Consider the following 20,335-nt stretch of genomic DNA (forward strand, 5'->3'; position numbering starts at 1 on the left):
GGGCCCGATGCAGGGCGCGCCGCTGGAAGAGCTGATCGGCCGGTTGCGCCGCGCCGGCCTCGACGTGACCGCCGAGGACGTCGCGGACGCCGTCTGGCTGGCCCGACGGCTCGGCGCGACGCCGCCCCACGACGCCGCCCTCCGTGACCCCCTCACCGGCCCCGGCTCCGAACCGGCCGGTGCGCAGGCGACGGGGCAGGTCGCCCCACCGCCGCCGGAGCCCCGGGAACCCGCCACCACCGACCGCGGCACGCCTCGGCCCGACCCCGGGCCCACCGCCCCCGGAACAAGGGCGTCCACCCCGGTGCCGCTGCGCGCCGCCGCCACCACCGGCCGGACGCAGGACGGCGGTGGCGCCCACGCCACCTTCCCGGTGCGCGCCCCCGCCGCCAACGCGCTGCCCGGCCTCCTCGGTCTGGAGAAGGCCCTGCGTACCCTCGGCCGCTACCGGGTCGCCGGCACCCCGCCCGCCGACGGCGGCGTCGACGAGGAGGCCACGGCCGAGCGCGCCGCCGCGAGCGGGATCCTGCTGCCCGTACCGCGGCCGGGCCGCAGCCGCCGGTGCGACGTCCACCTCCTGATGGACACCGGCCCCACCATGGCCGTATGGGGACAACTGGCGGAGGAGCTGAGCCAGGCCTGCCGGCAGTCCGGCGCCTTCGCCGCCGTCCGGGTCCACCACCTGTACGCCGACGCCACCGGGAACCCGGCGATCGGTCCGGCCGCCGAGCCCGGCAGGCCGCTCAGGCTGCGATCGCCGGACGAACTCCACGATCCCTCGGGCCGTTCCGTCACCCTGCTGATCAGCGATTGCGTGGGCGCCCAGTGGCACAGCGGCGGGGCGCAACGGCTCCTGCGGTCCTGGCCGCGCTCCTCCCCCCTGGCCATCGTCCAGCCCCTCCCGCCCCGGCTGTGGGGCCGCACGGCGCTGCCCGCTGAGCCGGGCCTGCTCGTCCGCCCGGCCGACCTCGGCGGGCGCCTCACCTTCCACCCGGACGAGGAGCCGTGGGACGAGCCGGACGCGCCCGTCGCGGCCGTACCGGTGCTCCAGCCGACCCCCGAGGCGTTCGAGACCTGGGCGCGGCTGCTGGCCGGCACGGGCCCCACCAGGGAGCGTGCCTGGGCGGCCAGGACGGCGCACCGCCCCGCACCGGCGGCCCCGGCCGACGGGGTGCCGCGCGGCGACGACGAACTCGTGCGCGCGTTCCGGGCGACCGCCTCGCCCGGCGCCCTCCGCCTCGCCGTGTACCTGGCCGCCGCGCCGCTCACCCTTCCCGTGATGCAACTCGTGCAGCGCGCCATGCTCCCCGACACCGGCCCCATGGAACTGGCCGAGGTCCTGCTGGGCGGACTGCTGCGCCGCTTGCCGGGCACCGAGGAACAGCCCTGCTTCACCTACCCGGGGCGGGTCCAGGACCTGCTGCTCAGCACCCTCGACCAGGACACGGCCGGCCTCGTCCTCAAGCACTGCTCGGCGTACGTGGAGCGCCGCTTCGGCAAGGGCACCCGCAACTTCGCCGCGCTGGCCGCGGTCCGCCTCGCGGGCCAGGACGCGGGTGCCGACGACGCCGGGCCGGTCACCGACGACGGCTTCGGCCCGCCCGCCGGCGACACCCCCGAGTCCGAACTCTTCGCCCGCGTCCCCGCCCGCGTGCTGCGCTTCTACCTGCCCGAGTTGGTCACCCCCGAGCCCCTGACGGAGGCCGAGCGGCTGCTCGGCCAGTGGCGCACGCTGGCCGACCCCGAGGTGCTGCACCGGGCGAGGGAGCACGCGGAGGCCGCGGTACGCGCCGCCACCGGCACCGACGCCACGACGGTCGACGAGGGCGACGTCGTACGGGCCCGGCTGGTCCTCGGCCGGGTGCTGCGCGCCGAGGCCGACACGGTCGCGGGCCGCGCCCACGAGCGCCGGGTGGACCTCCTCACCGCCGCCACCGAGCACCTGGCGGCCGCCCGCCGCTCGGCGCCCGACCAGAGCCCCGCGCAAGCGGAGTCCGCCCTCGAACTGGCCGCCGGACTGCACGCGTTGTGGCGCGTCACCGAAGACGCGGACCACCTCACGACCGCGCTCGCCGTCCTGGCGCCCGACACGCCGCCCTGGCCCGAGGCCACCCGCCGGGCCACCGCGCCCGCCACGGAGACCGGGCCCGCCCCGGACCACCGGGAGGCCGAGACCTGGCGCGCCGTCCACCGGGCCAGGCTGCTGCGCCGGGGCCGGCTCCTCCTGGACCTGGGGCGCCACGACGAGGCCGCCGCCGACCTGCGCCCGGCCTGCGCCCTGCTGGACGACTCAGGCGCCCCCCACGCCGTACGCAGCCGGGCCCTGCTCGACCTGGTGCGGGCGCTGCGCGGCGCGGGAGCGGACGAGGCGGCGACACGGGAAGCGCTGCTGCGGGCGGAGCGGGCCGCCGGCGACGACCCCGCCCTGAGACTGCCCTGCCTCGTCGCCCGTGCCGCGTTCCACGACACGGCCGGCGAACCGGGGGAGGCCGACGCGGCCTACGAGACGGCCGTCATGCTGGCCCCGGCCGAGAGCACCCGACGCTGCGAACTCCTCACGGCCTGGGGCGAGTCGCTGCTGCGCCGCGCCTCCCGCAAGGACGGCGCGGGTCTGGTGGACCGCGCGGAGAACGTCCTGCGCGAGGCGCTGAAGGCCCTGCCCGCCCGATCCGCGCAGCGCGGACGGCTGCAGGCACTCGTCGGCAGCGCCCTCGCCCAGCGCTTCCGCCACCTCGGCTTCCTGCCGGACCTGTTCGAGAGCCGGCACCTGCTGGGGCAGGCGGTGCGGGCGGCGGCCGACGTGGGGGTACGGGCCGAGGCCTGGCTGCAGCTCGGCAGGGTGCGGCTCGAAGGGTGGTACCGGGCCGGGGCGCCCGTGCTGTTCGAGGCGCTGCAGGCGTACGAGAACGCCGAGCGCGAGGCCCAGGAGGCGTACCCGGACGGGCCGGGGTCGGTGACGGTGGCGCGGGCCCGGCACGGGCGCGGGGCGGTGCTGGTGCTGCTGGGCCGGCCGAGCGCGGCCGGCGCGGCCTACCGGGCGGCGCGGGAGCAGTGGCAGCGGCTCACCGGGTCCTTGCGGGAGGTCGACTGGGACGACGTGGAACTGACCCGCCGTGCGGAGGGCGATCTCGCGGCGGGACAGACACCCACGGCCCCGTCCCGGGCCGTGCCCGAGGAGGAGTGGAGGCGGCTCTCACCCCCTTGGCATCCTTGGGAGGAGCAAGTCAACGGGGCTGAGTTTGCGCGCAGTTGATCCGTAAAGGGTTTCCGTCTTCGGACGGTCGGGAAGAACTGGGCAACCATCGCGAGGGGACGGGGCAGGACGTGGGCAGGGAGGAGCCGAGGGTGGCGGAGCAGGGGATGGGAACGTCCGGTCGCGGCGGGAGCGCCGGACCGACCGTGCTGCTGCCCGGTCTCACCGATGCCGACCTGCGGACATTGCGTGCCATGGACGATCCGGAACTCATCGCGGCCGTCGACCGGGTGCTGGCGGGCTCCGACGAGTTCCAGCAGGTCTGGCATTCCGGTGACAGCGAGCGGCTGATGCCGGACGGCTCCGGGGAGTGCACGTTTTCGGCCCAACTCGCCGAGTCCCCGCCGACTCGGGTGTCCAGGGGATGACTCCGGCGTCCGTACCGCCCGACGTCTTCGTCGCACTCGCCAGGACCCGCCCCCTGCCCGCCGCGACGGCGGCACTGCGTGCCGCGATCCACGCGCGTCGCATGCTGCTCCTCAAAGCCCTCCTGGTCCGGGTCGAACGGCAGAGCTCCTCGCTGTCCCCTGCCGCGCACCGGGACTTCGAGGACGACTGGGCGCTGCTGGAGCGTGCCGAACGGGCCGACGGCGCCGCGGTGCGCGACGTCCTCGACTACCCCACGGTCGGCGCCTGGCTCACGGAGGCCCTCGCCGCGCGGCCGGGGGCCGCCTTCGAGGCCCATCTGCCCCACCTGCGGGGCGTCGCGGTCGCCGCCGCCGTCCGGTCCGGCCGGGCGCCGTCCGGCAGGCTCACGGCCCCTTCGGGCCTGCTGGCGCTGCCCGGCCTGGGCGTGCTGCGCAGCACCTCCGGGTGGGCCCGGGCGAGCGGCGGCGCGGGGCCACCGCGGCTCACCGCGGATGCCGGCCCCGGTGCCGTGGACCCGCGCACCGGCCGGACGGGGCCGGACGCCGGGCCACCGGGACCGGAGGAGGAGGGAAGCGGTTGGCGCGCGCTGCGGAAGCTGCCGGGCGGTGACACGGTCCTCGACGACCTCGACCCCTACCGGGTGCCGTCCCGGGGCATCGGCAGGGCGACCGCTCCCGCGGCGGACAGCGACCGCACCGAGTACCGCACGTGGGCGGGGCGGTGGCGGCTGGCCCGCGCGCTGCTGTCGGCGACCGACCCGGGGCGGGTCACCGAGACGGACGCGCTGGTGCGTTCCGTGGTACCGCTCGCCACCGGGCGCGGGGCGGGAATCCCGACCGGCGCGACACTGCGTGCCGCCCCGGGCGCCGTGCTGACCCAGATGCCCGCCGACGCGCCGGAACTGGCGGAGACGCTGGTGCACGAGACCCACCACAGCAAGCTGGCCGCCCTCGGCGAGGCCGTGAGCCTGTGCCGTCCCGGCGGCACCCTGCACCAGGTGGCGTGGCGGCCGGACCCCCGCCCCGTCCCGGCGGTGCTCCAGGGCGCTTACGCCCACCTGGCCCTGCTCGATCTGTGGTCGCGGGCGGAGCGCGCCGCCGCCGTGCCCGAGGAGTGGCGGCAGCGGGCCGCCGAGCGTTTCGCGCGGTACCGGGAACAGGTCGGAGCAGCCTTGGCCGTACTGCGCGAATCCGACGAACTGACCTGCGCGGGACGGAGTTTCGTGCGGGAGATGCGCGGGCACCACGAGAGCCTCGGTGTGGCCGCCCGAAACTCGACATGACGGAGCGCACGAGTGTGACCGCGTTGCGTTAGCGTGTGCGCGAGCGCGGCGGACGCGGCGGGACAGGGAGCGGTGATGGCGGAACAGCGGCGGTCCGGCGGGGGCGGTGCGACGGCCTCCGAGCACATTCTTGTGGTCTTCCCCGGTTATCACCGCTCATGGGCGGCGTGGATCGAGCAGTGCCTGGAACGCCACGGCCACCGGGCCACACTTCACCGCTGGGACCCTCCGCGGGAGGTCCCGCTGGAGGACTCCCTCGGTGACCTGCTGCTGTCCAGCGGACGCGTGCTTCTCGTCCTCAACGACTGGTTCTTCGAGCTCGGTCCGCGCCCGGCGGGGGAGTGGAACGACGCGCTGCGCGGCTTCGTCGCCGCGCACGCCGACCGCTTCGCCGCCGTCAACCTCACCAACCGCCCGCTGCTGCCCGCCACCGCCGTACTGGAACCGGCCAGCCTGTGGGGGCTGAGCGAGGAAGCCGTCGAGGAGCGCCTGCTCGCCCGGCTGGGTCTGGCGCCGCTGCCCACCCCGCGGAACCCGGCGACCCGGGTCCGCTTTCCCGACACGCGATGCGACGTCTGGGGCGAGGTGCCGCGCCGCAACCCGCGCTTCACCGGCCGCGACGACCTGCTCACCACCATCCACCAGCGCCTCGCGGACGCCGAGCACGGAGCGGCCGCCTGCACGCTGCTGGGCATGTCGGGCATCGGCAAGACCCAGCTCGCCGCCGAGTACGCGCACCGTTTCAGCACCGACTACGACGTGGTCTGGTGGGTCAACTCGGACGACCGCAACATCCAGCGCGACCGCTTCGGCGAACTCGCGGTCGAACTCGGTCTGCGCAGCGGCAGCGAACCCGGCGAGCGCATCCGCGCGGTCCGCAACGCCCTGCGCCGCGGTGACCCGTACCAGAAGTGGTTGGTGATCTTCGACGGCTGGGACGACACCGACGGAGCCGACTCCCTGCTCCCGCAGGGATCCGGCCACGTCCTGATCACGTCCCGCAACCGGGCCTGGAGCGAGCGGACGGACGCCGTGGAGGTCCCCGGCTTCGTGCGCGCCGAGTCCGTCGCCTACCTGATGCGCAGGGCAGGTCACATCAACGCCGCCGAGGCGGAGGAGGTCGCCGCCGAGTTCGGTGACGTACCGCTGCCGCTGGTCCAGGCGGCCTCCTGGCTCGGCGAGTCCGGCATGGAGGTGTCCGAGTACCTGCGGATGGTGCGCGAGCGCCGGCTCTCCACCGTCGACGAGCCCGTCACCGGCGACGGCTTCCCCCAGTCCTCCATGACCTCCTGGTCGATACTGCTCAACCGGTTCCGCCGGGCCCAGCCGCAGGCCATCGACGTGCTGGGACTGTGCACCTCCTTCGCCCCCGGGCGTATCCCGCTCGGACTGATCCGCGCCTACCCGCACGCCGATCTCCCCGAGAACCTGCGCTGGATGACGGCGGACCTGCCCGCCTGGTCCCGGGCGCTGGACACCCTGGTGAAGTACTCGGTCCTCACCCGCGAGACCCGGGGCCCGGCCGGCATGGAGATGGGCCCGCACCAGGAGTCGGTGCACATGCACCGCCTCGTCCACGACATCGTCTCCAAGCTGACCGGAGACGATCAGCGCGACAGCCACCGCAGGGCGGTGCGCACCCTGCTGGCCGAAGCCGACCCCGGGAACCCCCACGACAGCCGGAACTGGCCCCGGTACGCCGAACTGCTGCCGCACCTGGAGCCCTCGGGCGCGCTCGAAAGCACCCGGCCCCGCGTCCAGGAGACCGTGCTGAACTGCCTGCGCTACTGCTCCCGCAGCGGGGAGTACACCACCGGTCTGAACCTGGCCAGGCGGACCCGTGAGCGCTGGGCCGCGTTCCTGCCCCCGCTGTCCCCGCAGATGCTGGACCTGACGCGGGAGGAGAGCACCATGGTGCGGGTCAGCGGCCGGTTCCGGGAGGCGTACGACCTCGACCGAGCCGTCCTGGAACGGCTGCAGGCGGCGCCCGGCACCAACCCGCTGGCGGAGCTGACCACCCAGGGGGCGATGGCCAGTTGCCTGCGCCACCTGGGGCGCTACGACGAGGCATACGCCTTGCAGCACGAGGTCCTGGAAGGCACCGACCGCCTGCTCGGCCCGAACGAGACCGCCACGATGGTCGCCCGGCACAACCTCGGTGTCAGCCTGCGCCTGCTCGGCCGGTTCGCCGAGGCGTACGAACTCGACCTGGAGAACTACGGCATTCGCGAGAGTGTCCTGCGGGCCCGGCACATCAGCACGCTCAACTCATCGAGCGCCGTCACGCACGACCTGCGGCTGCTCGGCCGCTACCGGGACGCGCTCGCACGCCAGGAACCGACGGTCCGGCTGCACCTGCAGGTGCTGGGTCCGCAGCATCCGCAGACCCTGGGAGCACGCACCCAACTGGTGATGAGCCGCCGCCGAGGGGGCGGGCCCACGCACGACATCGGCCCCGAGATGGCGAGCCTGCTGGACGAGCTGGCACAGGTCCACGGACGTGAGCACTACCGCACCCTCGCCTTCCTCACCAACTACGGCAACTACCTCCGCGAACACGGCGACCTCAGTCACGCCCGCGAGCTCATCGAGGAGGCCGAGGCCGGGTACCGGGCGCTGCTCGGGCCCGCTCACCCCGTCGCCACCGGCATGCTCGCCAACACCGGGCTGATCATGCAGGCGGCCGGCGAGCGGGCCGAGGCCATGTCGATGTTCGAGGCGGCCCTGGCCGGACTCACCGCCACCCTGGGCCCCGACCACCCCTGGGTGCTCGGCTGCGCCCTGTGCACCACCGGCGCGCGCAACTTCAACGGGCGGATCGCCGACGCGGTGGAACTCGGCCGGGACACGGTGCGCCGGACCCGGCGCACGCTGGGCGGCGAGCACCCGCTGACCCTGTCCTGCCAGGTGGCCCTGGCCGCCGATCTGCGGGCCGCCCGGGAACACGAGGAGGCGGCGAAGCTGGAGGAGGACGCGTTGCTGGCCCTGACCCGGACGCTGGGCGCCCAGCACCCGCACACCCTCTCCGCCCGGCAGCGCACCCGCCCGTACTGGGACTTCGAGCCCTACCTCGGCTGAACCGCGGAAAAGGGGCCCGGCCCCGAGTCGAGAGGACTCGGGGCCGGGCCCCTTCGCGCGTGGGCGAGGCCGGTCAGCGGCTCACGCCTCGAACACCTCGCGCACCAGCTGCTCCTGCTCCGCCTGGTGCCGCTTGGCGGAACCGACGGCCGGGGACGAGCCGTGCGGGCGCGAGATGCGGCGCAGGCGCTCGCCGTGCGGGACGTCGGCGCCGACCGCCAGGTCCAGGTGGTCGATCAGGTTGAGCGCGATGAACGGCCAGGCACCCTGGTTCGCCGGCTCCTCCTGGGCCCACAGGTACTTCTCGGCGTTCGGGTACTTGGCGATCTCCGCCTGGAGCTCGGCACCCGGCAGCGGGTAGAGGCGCTCGATGCGGATGATGGCCGTGTCCGTGACACCGCGCTTCTTCCGCTCGGCGTCGAGGTCGTAGTAGACCTTGCCGGCGGTGAAGACGACCTTCTTGACGGCGGCCGGGTCGACCGAGTCGTCGCCGATGACCGGGCGGAACTGGCCCGTCGTGAACTCCTCCGCCTTCGAGGCCGCGGCCTTCAGGCGCAGCATCGACTTCGGGGTGAAGACGACCAGCGGCTTGTGGTGCGGGTTGTGCACCTGCCACCGCAGGAGGTGGAAGTAGTTCGACGGCAGGGTCGGCATCGCGACCGTCATGTTGTTCTGCGCGCAGAGCTGCAGGAAGCGCTCCGGGCGGGCCGAGGAGTGGTCCGGGCCCTGGCCCTCGTAGCCGTGCGGCAGCAGGAGGGTGACGCCGGAGGTCTGGTTCCACTTCTGCTCGGCCGACGAGATGAACTCGTCCACGACCGTCTGCGCGCCGTTGACGAAGTCGCCGAACTGCGCCTCCCACATCACCAGCGCGTCCGGGCGGGCCAGCGAGTAGCCGTACTCGAAGCCCATCACCGCGTACTCGGAGAGCAGGGAGTTGTAGACGTTGTACCGGGCCTGGTCCTCGGACAGGTACAGCAGCGGGGTGAACTCGTCACCCGTCTCGCGGTCGATGACCACCGCGTGCCGCTGGCCGAAGGTGCCGCGCTGCGAGTCCTGGCCGGACAGCCGGACCGGGACGCCTTCCAGGAGCAGCGAGCCGACGGCGAGGGTCTCGCCCATGCCCCAGTCGATCGTGCCGTCCTCGACCATCGCCGCGCGGCGCTGCAGCTGCGGCAGCAGCCGCGGGTGCACGGTGATGTGGTCGGGGATGTTGACCTGGGACTCGGCGATCCGCTTGACCGTCTCGGCGGTGACCGCGGTGTTCACGGCCACCGGGAACTCGGCCTGCGGGTCCGAGGGCTCCGCGGCGGCCGGCTGGGAGACGGCCTCGCGGACCTCGGTGAAGACCTTCTCCAGCTGGCCCTGGTAGTCCTGCAGCGCCTGCTCGGCCTCTTCCAGGGTGATGTCGCCGCGACCGATGAGGGACTCGGTGTAGAGCTTGCGCACCGAGCGCTTCTTGTCGATCAGGTCGTACATCAGCGGCTGGGTGAAGGCCGGGTTGTCGGTCTCGTTGTGGCCGCGGCGGCGGTAGCAGATGAGGTCGATCACCACGTCCTTGTTGAACGCCTGGCGGAACTCGAAGGCGAGCCGCGCCACGCGGACGCAGGCCTCCGGGTCGTCGCCGTTCACGTGGAAGATCGGGGCCTCGATCATGCGGGCCACGTCGGTGGCGTACATCGAGGAGCGCGAGGACTCCGGGGCGGCGGTGAAGCCGACCTGGTTGTTGATGACGACGTGGACCGTGCCGCCGGTGCGGTAGCCGCGCAGCTGCGACATGTTCAGGGTCTCGGCCACCACGCCCTGGCCCGCGAAGGCCGCGTCGCCGTGGATCGCCACCGGCAGGACGGTGAAGTCCGTGCCGCCCTTGTTGATGATGTCCTGCTTGGCGCGGGCGACGCCCTCCAGGACCGGGTCGACCGCCTCCAGGTGGGAGGGGTTGGCGACCAGCGAGACCTTGATCTGCTCGCCGTCCAGGCCGGTGAAGGTGCCCTCGGCGCCCAGGTGGTACTTCACGTCGCCCGAGCCGTGCATCGACTTCGGGTCGAGGTTGCCCTCGAACTCGCGGAAGATCTGCGCGTACGACTTGCCGACCACGTTGGCCAGGACGTTCAGCCGGCCTCGGTGGGCCATGCCGATGACGACCTCGTCCAGGCGGGACTCGGCCGCCGAGTCGATGACCGCGTCCAGCAGCGGGATGACGGACTCGCCGCCCTCCAGGGAGAAGCGCTTCTGGCCGACGTACTTGGTCTGCAGGAAGGTCTCGAAGGCCTCCGCCGCGTTCAGGCGGCGCAGGATGCGCAGCTGCTCCTCGCGCTCCGGCTTGGTGTGCGAGCGCTCGATGCGGTCCTGGATCCACTTGCGCTGCTTGGGGTCCTGGATGTGCATGAACTCGATGCCGGTGGTGCGGCAGTACGAGTCGCGCAGCACGCCGAGGATGTCGCGCAGCTTCATCAGGGACTTGCCGGCGAAGCCGCCGACGGCGAACTCGCGCTCCAGGTCCCACAGGGTAAGCCCGTGCTCGGTGATGTCCAGGTCGGGGTGCTTGCGCTGCTGGTACTCCAGCGGGTCGGTGTCGGCCATGACGTGGCCGCGGACCCGGTAGGAGTGGATCAGCTCGAAGACGCGGGCGGCCTTGGTGACGTCGTCGTCGTGCGAGGCGTCGATGTCCTTGAGCCAGCGGACCGGCTCGTAGGGGATGCGCAGCGCCTTGAAGATGTCGTCGTAGAAGCCGTTCTCGCCGAGCAGCAGGTTGGCGACCTGGCGGAGGAACTCGCCGGACGCGGCGCCCTGGATGACCCGGTGGTCGTAGGTCGACGTGAGCGTCATGACCTTCGAGATGCCGAGCTTGTTCAGGGTGTCCTGGGAGGTGCCCTGGAACTCCGCCGGGTAGTCCATGGAGCCGACGCCCATGATGACCGACTGGCCGGGCATCAGGCGGGGCACGGAGTGGACGGTGCCGAGGCCGCCCGGGTTGGTCAGGGAGACCGTGACGCCGGTGAAGTCGTCCATCGTCAGCTTGCCGTCGCGGGCGCGGCGGACGATGTCCTCGTAGGCCTGCCAGAACTCGAAGAAGTTCATGGTCTCGGCCTTCTTGATCGCCGCGACGACCAGCTGGCGGTCGCCGTTGGGCTTGACCAGGTCGATGGCGAGGCCGAGGTTGACGTGCGGCGGCTTGATCAGCGTCGGCTTGCCGTCCTTCTCGCCGAACGCGTAGTTCATCGCCGGCATGGCCTTGATGGCCTGCACCATCGCGTAGCCGATCAGGTGCGTGAAGGAGATCTTCCCGCCCCGGGCGCGCTTGAGGTGGTTGTTGATGACGATGCGGTTGTCGAACAGCAGCTTCACCGGGACCGCGCGCACGGACGTGGCCGTGGGCAGCTCCAGGGAGGCGTTCATGTTCTTCGCGACCGCGGCGGCGGGGCCGCGCAGGGTCACCAGCTCCGGGCCCTCGGGCGCGGAGTCGGCGTCCTTGGCGGGCGCGGCGGGCGCGGCGGCCTTGGCCTGCGGCTTGGCGGCGGGCTTGGCCGGCGCGGCGGCGGGCTTCGCGGCCGGGGCGGCCGGAGCCGCGGGGGCGGCAGCGGCGGGCTGCGCGGCCGGCTTCGCGGGGGCGGCCGGCTGGGGGGCCGCCTTCGGCTCGGCCGGGGCTGCTGCCTGCGCCTGCGGCGCGGGGGCGGCCTGGGGGGCGCTGCCGGACTCCGGGGCCGCGGCGCCGGGGGCGGGCTGGGCAGCGGCCGCTCCGGGCTTGTAGTCGGCGAAGAAGTCCCACCAGGCTCGGTCCACGGAGTTCGGGTCCTGGAGGTACTGCTGATAGATCTCGTCGACGAGCCACTCGTTGGCACCGAAGGCGGCCGCGGGGTTCTTGCCCGCGTTGCCCGCTTGGTCGGTGTCGGTCGAGATGCTCGAGTTACTGGGGGACTGTGGCGACACGGCGAGAACCGCCCTCTTCCGCTTCACAAGATGGTGGACAGCGGGAATCAAGGCTACGCCTCCCCGGCCCGGAAGGTCAGACCGGGCCCGTTCATCGTCGCGTAAGTCACATCGCAGACTGCGTTTCGGCGCTGGAAATGGCGGGAAACAAGCGAGGTTCCGTTGCGTGCGGGAAGGGGAGACCGCGACCCGGCGCCGGGAAGGCGCGGGCCTGTGCCTGATCACACGTGTCCGTCAGCGCGGACGCCAGTGGATCTTGACGCTCCGTTTCGAACCCTACGTCAACTCGGAGTCGACGGCAGGCCCGGAAGAGTGATGAGAATCCGGCATCCCCGCTCGGATTCGGCCACACCGATCCGGCCGCCGTGCAGATCCACCGCCCAGCGGGCGATCGCCAGGCCCAGTCCGGTGCCGCCGTCGCTGCCCGGACCGTGCGGCCGGGACACCGAACCCCGGTTGAACCGCTCGAACACCCGGCGCCACTCCGAGCGCGGGATGCCGGGACCCTCGTCGAGGACCTCCAGCTCCAGCGACTCCGGCAGCTCCCCGCGCCGCGCCCGGACCGTCACCCGGCCGTGCGGCGGGCTGTGCTTGACCGCGTTGTCGATGAGGTTGGCGACGACCTGGTGGATGCGCTCGGGGTCGGCGTGGGCGGTGAGGTCGGACGGGCACACGTCCAGGGCCAGGTGCACGTCGGTGCGGGTGTGACTGCCGGAACCGGTGGCGATGCCCGCCCGCGCGGAGGCGACCATGTTGGCCTCCTTCAGCACGCCCGACAGGTACGGCCACACCTCGAAGCGCCGCTTGCGCAGCGGTACGACCCCGTTGTCCAGGCGGGAGAGGTCGAGCAGCGTCTCCACCAGCCGGCCGAGCCGCTCCGTCTGGCCGAGCGCCGTGCGCATGGTCTCCGGATCGGCCTCGGTGACCCCGTCGACGATGTTCTCCAGCACCGCGCGCAGGCCCGCGATGGGAGTGCGCAGCTCGTGCGAGACGTTCGCGACCAGCTCCTTGCGCTGGAGGTCCTGGGCCTCCAGGTCGTCGGCCATGCGGTTGATGGTGACGGCCAGGTCGCCCAGCTCGTCGCGGCGGTTCTCGCGGACCCGGCGGGTGTAGTCGCCGTGCGAGATGGACCGGGCCACGGCGTTCATCTCGTCCAGCGGCGCGGTCAGCGAGTGCGCCACGAACTGGGTGATCAGCAGCGTGGCGATCATCGAGAAGACCGTGATGAAGCGCAGCTCCGTCTTGGTGTGCACCGCGATCACCGACAGACCCGTGGTGATCAGCACCGACGTGACGACCAGCGCGCCCAGCTTGGTCTTGATCGAGAACGGGCGTACGCCGCCCCAGGGTTCCCCGGCGCTCCGGGGGCCGGGGCTCCTCCGTGCGGCCTCCCGTCCCTCGCTCATGGCGTCGGCGTCTCCAGCGCGTACCCGACGCCGTGCACGGTGCGGATGCGCTCGGCGCCGATCTTCCGGCGCAGCGCCTTGATGTGGCTGTCGACGGTCCGGGTGCCGGAGGCGTCCGCCCAGTCCCAGACCTCGGCCAGCAGCTGCTCCCGGGAGAGCACCGCGCGGGGCGTGTTCGCCAGGCAGACCAGCAGGTCGAACTCGGTGGGCGTGAGGTGGACGTCCTCGCTGCGCACCCGCACGCGGCGCTGCGCGTGGTCGATCTCCAGTTCACCGAGGCGCAGGATGCCGCTGCGCGGCGTGGAGGCGGCCACCACGGCCCGCTCCACCCGGCGCAGCAGCACGTGCACGCGCGCGGCCAGCTCGCGCATCGAGAACGGCTTGGTCATGTAGTCGTCGGCGCCGACGCCGAGCCCGACCAGCATGTCCGTCTCGTCGTCCCGCGCGGTGAGCATCAGCACCGGCACCGGGCGCTGGGCCTGCACGCGCCGGCAGACCTCCAGGCCGTCGAAGCCCGGCAGCATGATGTCGAGGATCAGCAGGTCGGGCTGCCATGCCTCGGCCGTGTCGACGGCGGCCGGACCGTCGCCCGCCGTTTGCACCAGGAACCCCTCGGCGCGCAGGCGGGTCGCGATGGCGTCGACGATCGTCTGGTCGTCCTCGACCACCAGCACCCGGCGCTGCGCGCCCTGGGTCGCCGTCGCCGTGCCGTTGTGGGAGGTCTGTGTCTGCTCCATCGCCCGCCCCTGAGGTGTGCTTACCGGAATCAGTGGGGTGATCCCTTGTCTGCGCATGACTGCGATTGACGCTTGAATGACCGCGTCAGGGCAGCAGCGTACGGGGATCGGCCGCGGCTTTGCTATCCAGGCCCGACGGCGAGGTGGACGACGTCCGGAACGCCCCGGGCAACGGGGATCTCTTCGGTACGCACCTGCTGGAACCCGGCATTACGCAAGGTTTCTTCGAATTCCGGAGAGGGCTGGGCGGACCATACGGCAAGCACCCCGCCGGGCCTCAACACCCGTGCGCAGCCTGCCAGTCCGGCCGGTGTGTACAGCCCGTCGTTGTCCTCGGTGACGGTCCAGGCGGGGCCGTTGTCGATGTCGAGGCAGAGGGCGTCGTACGTGTCGGAAGTCTCATTGACGTAACGCACCAGGTCCGCTTCGACGATCTGCGCGCGGGGGTCGGCCAGTGCCTCGGCGGACAGTGCGGCCAGGGGGCCGTCCCGGTGCCAGTCGATGATGGCGCGCTCGCGTTCGACGACCGCGATCCGGCCCCAGCGCGGGTCGGCGGCCGCGTGTGCGAGCGAGAAGCCGACGCCGAGACCGCCGATGAGCAGGTGCGGCGCGGACGGCCCGGCGGAGGCGGCGAGCGCCTCGGCCGCCGCGTCGACCAGCCGCCGCTCGGAGCGCCCGTCGGAGGTGTCCATCAGGAAGCAGCCGTTCGCGATGATCTGCAGTAGTGCCCCGTGCCGGCGCAGGACGACCTCGCCGTGCGGGCCCTCGCGACGGTCCAGGACTTCGGGGGTGTCGTAGGGGGCGTGGGAAGTGGTGGGCATCGGCCCATCCTGGCAAAGGAATGCCGGACGGTCCGGCGGTGCTCCCCGGAGAGACGCGGTGCCCGCGCTTGATCGCTCAGAGCGAACACGCCTTGGGGAACAATCATGGACTCTCTTTCATTGAGTCGATGTAACTCAACTTGACTGCCGAAGGGGAGATCATGGCTGCTGAGTCCGCCGCCTTCACACCGCTCACCCTGCCCGTGCTGCCGCTCGACGACGAAGTGGTCCTGCCCGGAATGGTCGTCCCCCTGGACCTGAGCGACGCCGAGGTACGGGCCGCGGTGGAGGCGGCCCAGGCCGCCGCCAGGTCCGAGCCCGGCAAGCCCCGGGTCCTGCTCGTCCCGCGCGTCGACGGCACCTACGCCAAGACCGGCGTCCTCGGCACCGTCGAGCAGGTGGGCCGCCTCGCCGACGGCGACCCGGGCGCCCTGATCCGGGGCCGGCACCGGGTGAGCATCGGCGCCGGCACCACCGGCCCCGGCGCCGCCCTGTGGGTCGAGGGCACGCGCGTCGAGGAGAACGTGCCCGACCCGCTGCCCGGCCAGGTCACCGAACTGGTGAAGGAGTACAAGGCGCTGGCCACCGCCTGGCTGCGCAAGCGCGGCGCCTGGCAGGTCGTGGACCGGGTCCAGGCCATCGAGGACGTCTCCGCGCTCGCCGACAACTCCGGCTACTCGCCCTTCCTCACCACCGAGCAGAAGGTCGAGCTGCTGGAGAGCGCCGACCCGGTCGAGCGCCTGAAGCTCGCCACCCGTCAGCTGCGCGACCACCTCGCCGAACAGGACGTCGCCGAGACCATCGCCAAGGACGTCCAGGAGGGCGTCGACAAGCAGCAGCGCGAGTTCCTGCTGCGCCGCCAGTTGGAGGCCGTGCGCAAGGAGCTGCGTGAGCTCAACGGCGAGCAGGAGGGCGAGGAGTCCGACGACTACCGCGCCCGCGTGGAGGCCGCCGACCTGCCCGAGAAGGTCCGCGAGGCCGCGCTCAAGGAGGTCGACAAGCTGGAGCGCTCCTCCGACCAGTCGCCGGAGGGCTCCTGGATCCGCACCTGGCTCGACACGGTCCTGGAGATGCCGTGGAACGAGCGCACGGAGGACGCCTACGACATCCAGGGCGCCCAGGCGGTGCTCGACGCCGAGCACGCGGGCCTGGAGGACGTGAAGGAGCGCATCACCGAGTACCTGGCGGTGCGCAAGCGGCGCGTCGACCGGGGCCTCGGCGTGGTCGGCGGGCGGCGCGGGGGTGCCGTGCTCGCCCTGGTCGGCCCGCCCGGCGTCGGCAAGACCTCGCTCGGCGAGTCCGTCGCCCACGCGATGGGCCGCAAGTTCGTCCGCGTCGCCCTCGGCGGCGTGCGCGACGAGGCCGAGATCCGCGGCCACCGGCGTACGTACGTCGGCGCGCTGCCCGGCCGGATCGTACGGGCGATCAAGGAGGCGGGCTCCATGAACCCGGTCGTCCTCCTCGACGAGATCGACAAGGTGGGCTCGGACTTCCGGGGCGACCCGGCCGCCGCCCTGCTGGAAGTCCTCGACCCGGCGCAGAACCACACCTTCCGGGACCACTACCTGGAGGTCGAGCTGGACCTGTCCGACGTGGTCTTCCTCGCCACCGCCAACGTCCTGGAGGCCATCCCGGAGGCCCTGCTCGACCGCATGGAGTTGGTCCGTCTCGACGGCTACACCGAGGACGAGAAGATCGTCATCGCCCGCGACCACCTGCTCCCGCGCCAGCTGGAGCGGGCCGGGCTCGACGGCGACGAGGTCAAGGTCGAGGAGGGCGCGCTGCGCAAACTGGCCGGGGAGTACACCCGGGAGGCGGGCGTGCGCACCCTGGAGCGGTCGATCGCCCGGCTGCTGCGCAAGGTCGCGGCCCAGCACGAACTGGGGGAGCGGGAGCTGCCCTTCACGGTCACCGAGGGCGACCTGCGCGACCTGATCGGACGGCCGCACCACGTGCCGGAGTCCGCGCAGGACCCGGCCGAGCGCCGCACGTCCGTGCCGGGTGTCGCGACGGGCCTCGCGGTCACCGGGGCGGGCGGTGACGTCCTGTACGTCGAGGCGTCGCTGGCCGACCCGGAGACGGGCGCGTCGGGTCTGACCCTGACCGGTCAGCTGGGCGACGTGATGAAGGAGTCGGCGCAGATCGCGCTGAGCTTCCTGCGCAGCCGCGGCGCCGAGCTGGAGCTGCCGGTGGCGGACCTGAAGGACCGGGGCGTGCACATCCACTTCCCGGCGGGCGCGGTGCCGAAGGACGGCCCGAGCGCCGGCATCACGATGACCACGGCGCTGGCCTCGCTGCTCTCCGGACGGCTGGTCCGCACCGACGTGGCGATGACCGGCGAGGTGTCGCTGACCGGCCGCGTGCTGCCGATCGGCGGGGTCAAGCAGAAGCTGCTCGCGGCGCACCGGGCGGGCGTCACCACGGTGATCATCCCCAAGCGCAACGAGCCCGACCTGGACGACGTCCCGGCGGAGGTGCTGGACAAGCTCGACGTCCACACCGTCACCGACGTCCGGCAGGTCCTCGAGCTGGCCCTCGCACCCGCGACGAGCGGTGCGGAGCCGGAGGTTCCGGTCGCCGCGTGACGGACGCGTGGCCGGACGAGTGAAGGGAAGGGCCCGGACTCCGCGCGGAGTCCGGGCCCTCGCCGTGCGCGCCGGGAGCGTCAGCCGTTCGCGAGAGCCTGGACGCGGTCCAGGGCCCCGTTGAACTTGTTGTGGTCCCCGACCGTCGGCCCGGACGAGGTGTACTGCCACATCGTGTAGTACGACCAGCCCGCCGGCAGTGTCCCCACCGTCGAGGCGTAGCGGGCGATCCACAGCGGGTTGTTCGCCGCGAAACCGCCGTAGTTGCCGGTGCACTGGGTCCACCAGCTGGTCGCCGTGTAGATCACGGCGTCGCGGCCGGTGCGGGCCTTGTAGGTGTTCAGGAAGTCGCGGATCCAGGAGACCATCTGGCTCTGCGTCTTGCCGTAGCAGGTGGCCCCGTACGGGTTCCACTCGATGTCCAGCGCGCCCGGCAGCGTCTTGCCGTCGCGGGACCAGCCGCCGCCGTTGTCGACGAAGAAGTTGGCCTGGGCGGCGCCGCTGGTCGTGTCCGGCGTGGCGAAGTGGTACGCCCCGCGGATCATGCCGACGTTGTACGAGCCGTTGTACTGCTGGGCGAAGTAGGGGTTCTCGTAGTACGTCCCCTCGGTGGCCTTGACGTAGGCCCACTTGACCCCGCTGTTCCACAGGGTCGACCAGGCGACGTTGCCCTGGTGGCTGGAGACGTCCACGCCCTCCGTCTGGGTGGCGCCGCCCGGTACCGGCGTGCCGTGCCGCCCGTCATGCTCCACGACGCCCATGCCCATGTGGGCGGAGCCGCGGGGCGGGGTGTCGGCGTCCGGTGAGGAGTGGGCGGGGACGGTGAACACCAGGGAGAACGCGGCGAGCAGAATCCCGGTGACGGCGAAGCGCCGCCCGCGGGCCGATCCCGATCTGTGCACGAGCATGACGTGCCTCCGATGGCTCGGTGGTGCTCGGTGGGGGATGCGCGGGTGGGGAGGGACCCGGCGGGACGTGCCGGTGTGGCGTGCGCATGCCATCCGCCTGGCCCGGGGAAACGCTACGCACGTAGAACGGCGGGTGGGAAGAGGGGTCGGGAGCTGCCGTTGGTCTAAGCCTGCGAAATACTTGCCGAGCTGCGGTGATGGCGTCCCGTGGCGGAAACTTTCAGGACCGGGAAAATCGAGGCAGGGGCTGACGTGCACGAGGACGGGAACGGCGACGGTCGCGGAGTCGAATCCGCGGTGTCCGGCAGTGGTGTGAACCAACCCGAATTCCTGGCGCTCGAGCGGGAGTTGACGGTGCTGCTGCGACGGGCCCGGGCCAACCAGGGCGAGATGGCCCGCGAGGTCCACCCCGACCTGGAGTCGTCCGCGTACGGTCTCCTCGTGCGGCTCGGCGAGTGCGGCGGCCAGCGGGCCACGGAGCTCGCCGCCTACATCGGCGTCGGCAAGGCCACGATGTCGCGCCAGCTGCGCGCCCTGGAGGAACTCGGCCTCGTCGCCCGGGAGCCCGACCCCGCCGACGGCCGGGCCTGGCTGGTCACCCTGACCCCGGAGGGCAAGGCCCGCGTCGGCCGGGTACGCGAGGCCCGCCGCGCCCGCTACGCCCGCCGGCTCGCCGACTGGGACCCGCGCGAGGTGACCGAACTGGCCCGGCTGCTGCACGAGCTGAACCGGGGGATGGAGAGGTAGCGCCGCCGAGCGCCGCCGCCCTCGCGCGCGTTCTAGAGCTCCGCGTACGCCACCGTCGCGTCGTCGTGCGTCTTGCTGCGGCCCAGGTACGTCCGCGAGCCCGCCGCGTCCGCGCGCTCCAGCTCCCGCACCCGGTCCACCAGAGCCTGTGCGCCCTGCTTGCGCACCAGCGCCAGGAAGTCCGCCCAGTCGCCCTCGCGGAACTTCTCCACCCACCGCCCGGCCCCGTCCGTCAGCGCCGCCAGCGTCCGCACCTCGGAGCGCGGCAGCGCCCCCGTCACGGCCCGCGCCGCCACCGACGGGTCGGCCGCGGCCGTGAAGAAACCGCCCTCCTTGTTGCGGTAATGGGCGTCCACCAGCGCGTCCGTGGCGAGGGCCGAGCGGGGCAGCCGGGCCAGCCGGTCGTCCAGGACGGGCGTGACCGTGCCGTCGGGAGCCTCCACCAGCAGGGCGGAGTCGGACAGGACCAGGTACTCGACGGACGCGGGGGACCAGCGGGCCAGCGCCACGGTTGCCTGCGGCGTGCGCGGGTGAGAAAGGTCACAGGTTTCCGCGTGTGCCGCCGAGGTACGCGAGATGGCGCGGGACAGGGCTTCGGCGAGGGGAACATCCGGGAGTGAAACGGTCAGTTCGGTCAGTGCTCCGCCGAGGCGCGCGGTGAACCACGGTACGGAATGCAGACAACCCGTCTCGCTCCTCGGCGGCGTCACGCCGTCCAGCACGACGAGCGAACCACCCTGTCCCGAGGCCGGTAGTCCGACGCTCGCGAAGTCCTCGTTGGGGTGGTCGGCGAGTCCGGGTTCCGAGACGAGTTCCGTGCGCATCCAGCCAGTCTGCACGACCCCTTCACGCTGTCCGCGAAAGGTCGGCATCTTCCGCGGGATCTCCCGGAATCGACGCTGTGGTGCAGGTCAGCCGCCGCTTTTGGGGCGGAATACGACACTCCGTCAACGCGTGGCGGCACATAGTGCCACCGCCCGTCGCAGACGTCCAACCGGCGCGCCGCGCGGGCGAGTCGCAAGAGCCACCGGAACTTGCCCACCAACTCCCGTCCGAGGTTCACTCCTTCGGGTGGCGGGTCGGATGATGCGCGCCCACCGCCCACCGGCACTGGGAGGGTCGGGGACCGGTGGCGGGCCTGCCCTGCTCACGCGGTGCCCCCGTCCGAAGCGCAGTCGGCGGTCGGGGAGCAACCCGGAGCGTGGCGGAGGGTGCACGCGCC

The 20,335-nt window shown here is 72.8% G+C and carries 12 protein-coding genes; 6 read left to right on the plus strand and 6 right to left on the minus strand.

What is annotated here, in order from left to right:
- Positions 1-7: 7 nt before the first annotated feature.
- The 4 genes from ACLIN4_RS23760 (at position 8) to fxsT (ending at position 7,982) form a co-directional block, all read left to right on the plus strand.
- The gene (locus ACLIN4_RS23760) at positions 8-3,253 is read left to right on the plus strand and encodes an SAV_2336 N-terminal domain-related protein (protein WP_411576182.1); all 3,246 of its coding nucleotides are present in this window, start codon (positions 8-10) and stop codon (positions 3,251-3,253) included.
- 107 nt (positions 3,254-3,360) lie between these two features.
- Entirely contained in the window at positions 3,361-3,621 is a 261-nt protein-coding gene (locus ACLIN4_RS23765; RefSeq protein ID WP_143657507.1) for a hypothetical protein, read from the plus strand.
- Positions 3,618-4,904, plus strand: coding sequence for an aKG-HExxH-type peptide beta-hydroxylase (locus tag ACLIN4_RS23770; protein WP_289908766.1), 1,287 nt, complete (start codon positions 3,618-3,620; stop codon positions 4,902-4,904). The genes ACLIN4_RS23765 and ACLIN4_RS23770 overlap by 4 nt, the downstream gene beginning before the upstream one ends.
- Positions 4,905-4,979: 75 nt before the next feature.
- A complete protein-coding gene (gene fxsT / locus ACLIN4_RS23775) occupies positions 4,980-7,982 on the plus strand; it encodes an FxSxx-COOH system tetratricopeptide repeat protein (RefSeq protein ID WP_289908765.1) in 3,003 nt (1,000 codons plus the stop codon).
- 81 nt (positions 7,983-8,063) lie between these two features.
- Here the strand turns inward: fxsT and ACLIN4_RS23780 are convergent, their stop codons facing one another.
- From ACLIN4_RS23780 to ACLIN4_RS23795, 4 genes are all read right to left on the minus strand, one after another.
- On the minus strand, positions 8,064-11,909 hold the full coding sequence (locus ACLIN4_RS23780) for a multifunctional oxoglutarate decarboxylase/oxoglutarate dehydrogenase thiamine pyrophosphate-binding subunit/dihydrolipoyllysine-residue succinyltransferase subunit (RefSeq protein WP_289908764.1): 3,846 nt from the start codon (positions 11,907-11,909) through the stop codon (positions 8,064-8,066).
- A 281-nt stretch (positions 11,910-12,190) separates the two neighbouring features.
- The gene (locus ACLIN4_RS23785; protein WP_107478587.1) at positions 12,191-13,315 is read right to left on the minus strand and encodes a sensor histidine kinase; all 1,125 of its coding nucleotides are present in this window, start codon (positions 13,313-13,315) and stop codon (positions 12,191-12,193) included.
- Positions 13,312-14,052: a response regulator transcription factor gene (locus ACLIN4_RS23790; RefSeq protein WP_043380000.1), complete on the minus strand. Its 741-nt coding sequence runs from the start codon at positions 14,050-14,052 to the stop codon at positions 13,312-13,314. Before ACLIN4_RS23790 ends, ACLIN4_RS23785 begins: the two co-directional genes overlap by 4 nt.
- A gap of 122 nt (positions 14,053-14,174) precedes the next feature.
- Positions 14,175-14,873, minus strand: a complete 699-nt coding sequence (locus ACLIN4_RS23795) for a spermidine synthase (protein ID WP_269957289.1) — start codon at positions 14,871-14,873, stop codon at positions 14,175-14,177.
- A gap of 161 nt (positions 14,874-15,034) precedes the next feature.
- On the opposite strand from ACLIN4_RS23795, the gene lon reads away from it, so the two are divergent.
- On the plus strand, positions 15,035-17,458 hold the full coding sequence (gene lon / locus ACLIN4_RS23800) for an endopeptidase La (protein ID WP_100046682.1): 2,424 nt from the start codon (positions 15,035-15,037) through the stop codon (positions 17,456-17,458).
- 80 nt (positions 17,459-17,538) lie between these two features.
- On the opposite strand, the gene ACLIN4_RS23805 is transcribed toward lon, so the two are convergent.
- Positions 17,539-18,366, minus strand: coding sequence for a lysozyme (locus ACLIN4_RS23805; protein WP_100046681.1), 828 nt, complete (start codon positions 18,364-18,366; stop codon positions 17,539-17,541).
- Positions 18,367-18,618: 252 nt separating this feature from the next.
- Between ACLIN4_RS23805 and ACLIN4_RS23810 the strand changes: the two genes are divergently transcribed.
- Complete coding sequence (locus tag ACLIN4_RS23810; protein WP_043379991.1) at positions 18,619-19,113, plus strand: MarR family winged helix-turn-helix transcriptional regulator; 495 nt, start codon at positions 18,619-18,621, stop codon at positions 19,111-19,113.
- Between the two features lie 32 nt (positions 19,114-19,145).
- On the opposite strand, the gene ACLIN4_RS23815 is transcribed toward ACLIN4_RS23810, so the two are convergent.
- Positions 19,146-19,937: a protein phosphatase 2C domain-containing protein gene (locus ACLIN4_RS23815; RefSeq protein ID WP_289908762.1), complete on the minus strand. Its 792-nt coding sequence runs from the start codon at positions 19,935-19,937 to the stop codon at positions 19,146-19,148.
- Positions 19,938-20,335 lie beyond the last annotated feature (398 nt).

The organism is Streptomyces mutabilis, from assembly GCF_046628145.1.
In the GTDB taxonomy this organism is placed as follows: Bacteria; Actinomycetota; Actinomycetes; order Streptomycetales; family Streptomycetaceae; genus Streptomyces; species Streptomyces mutabilis.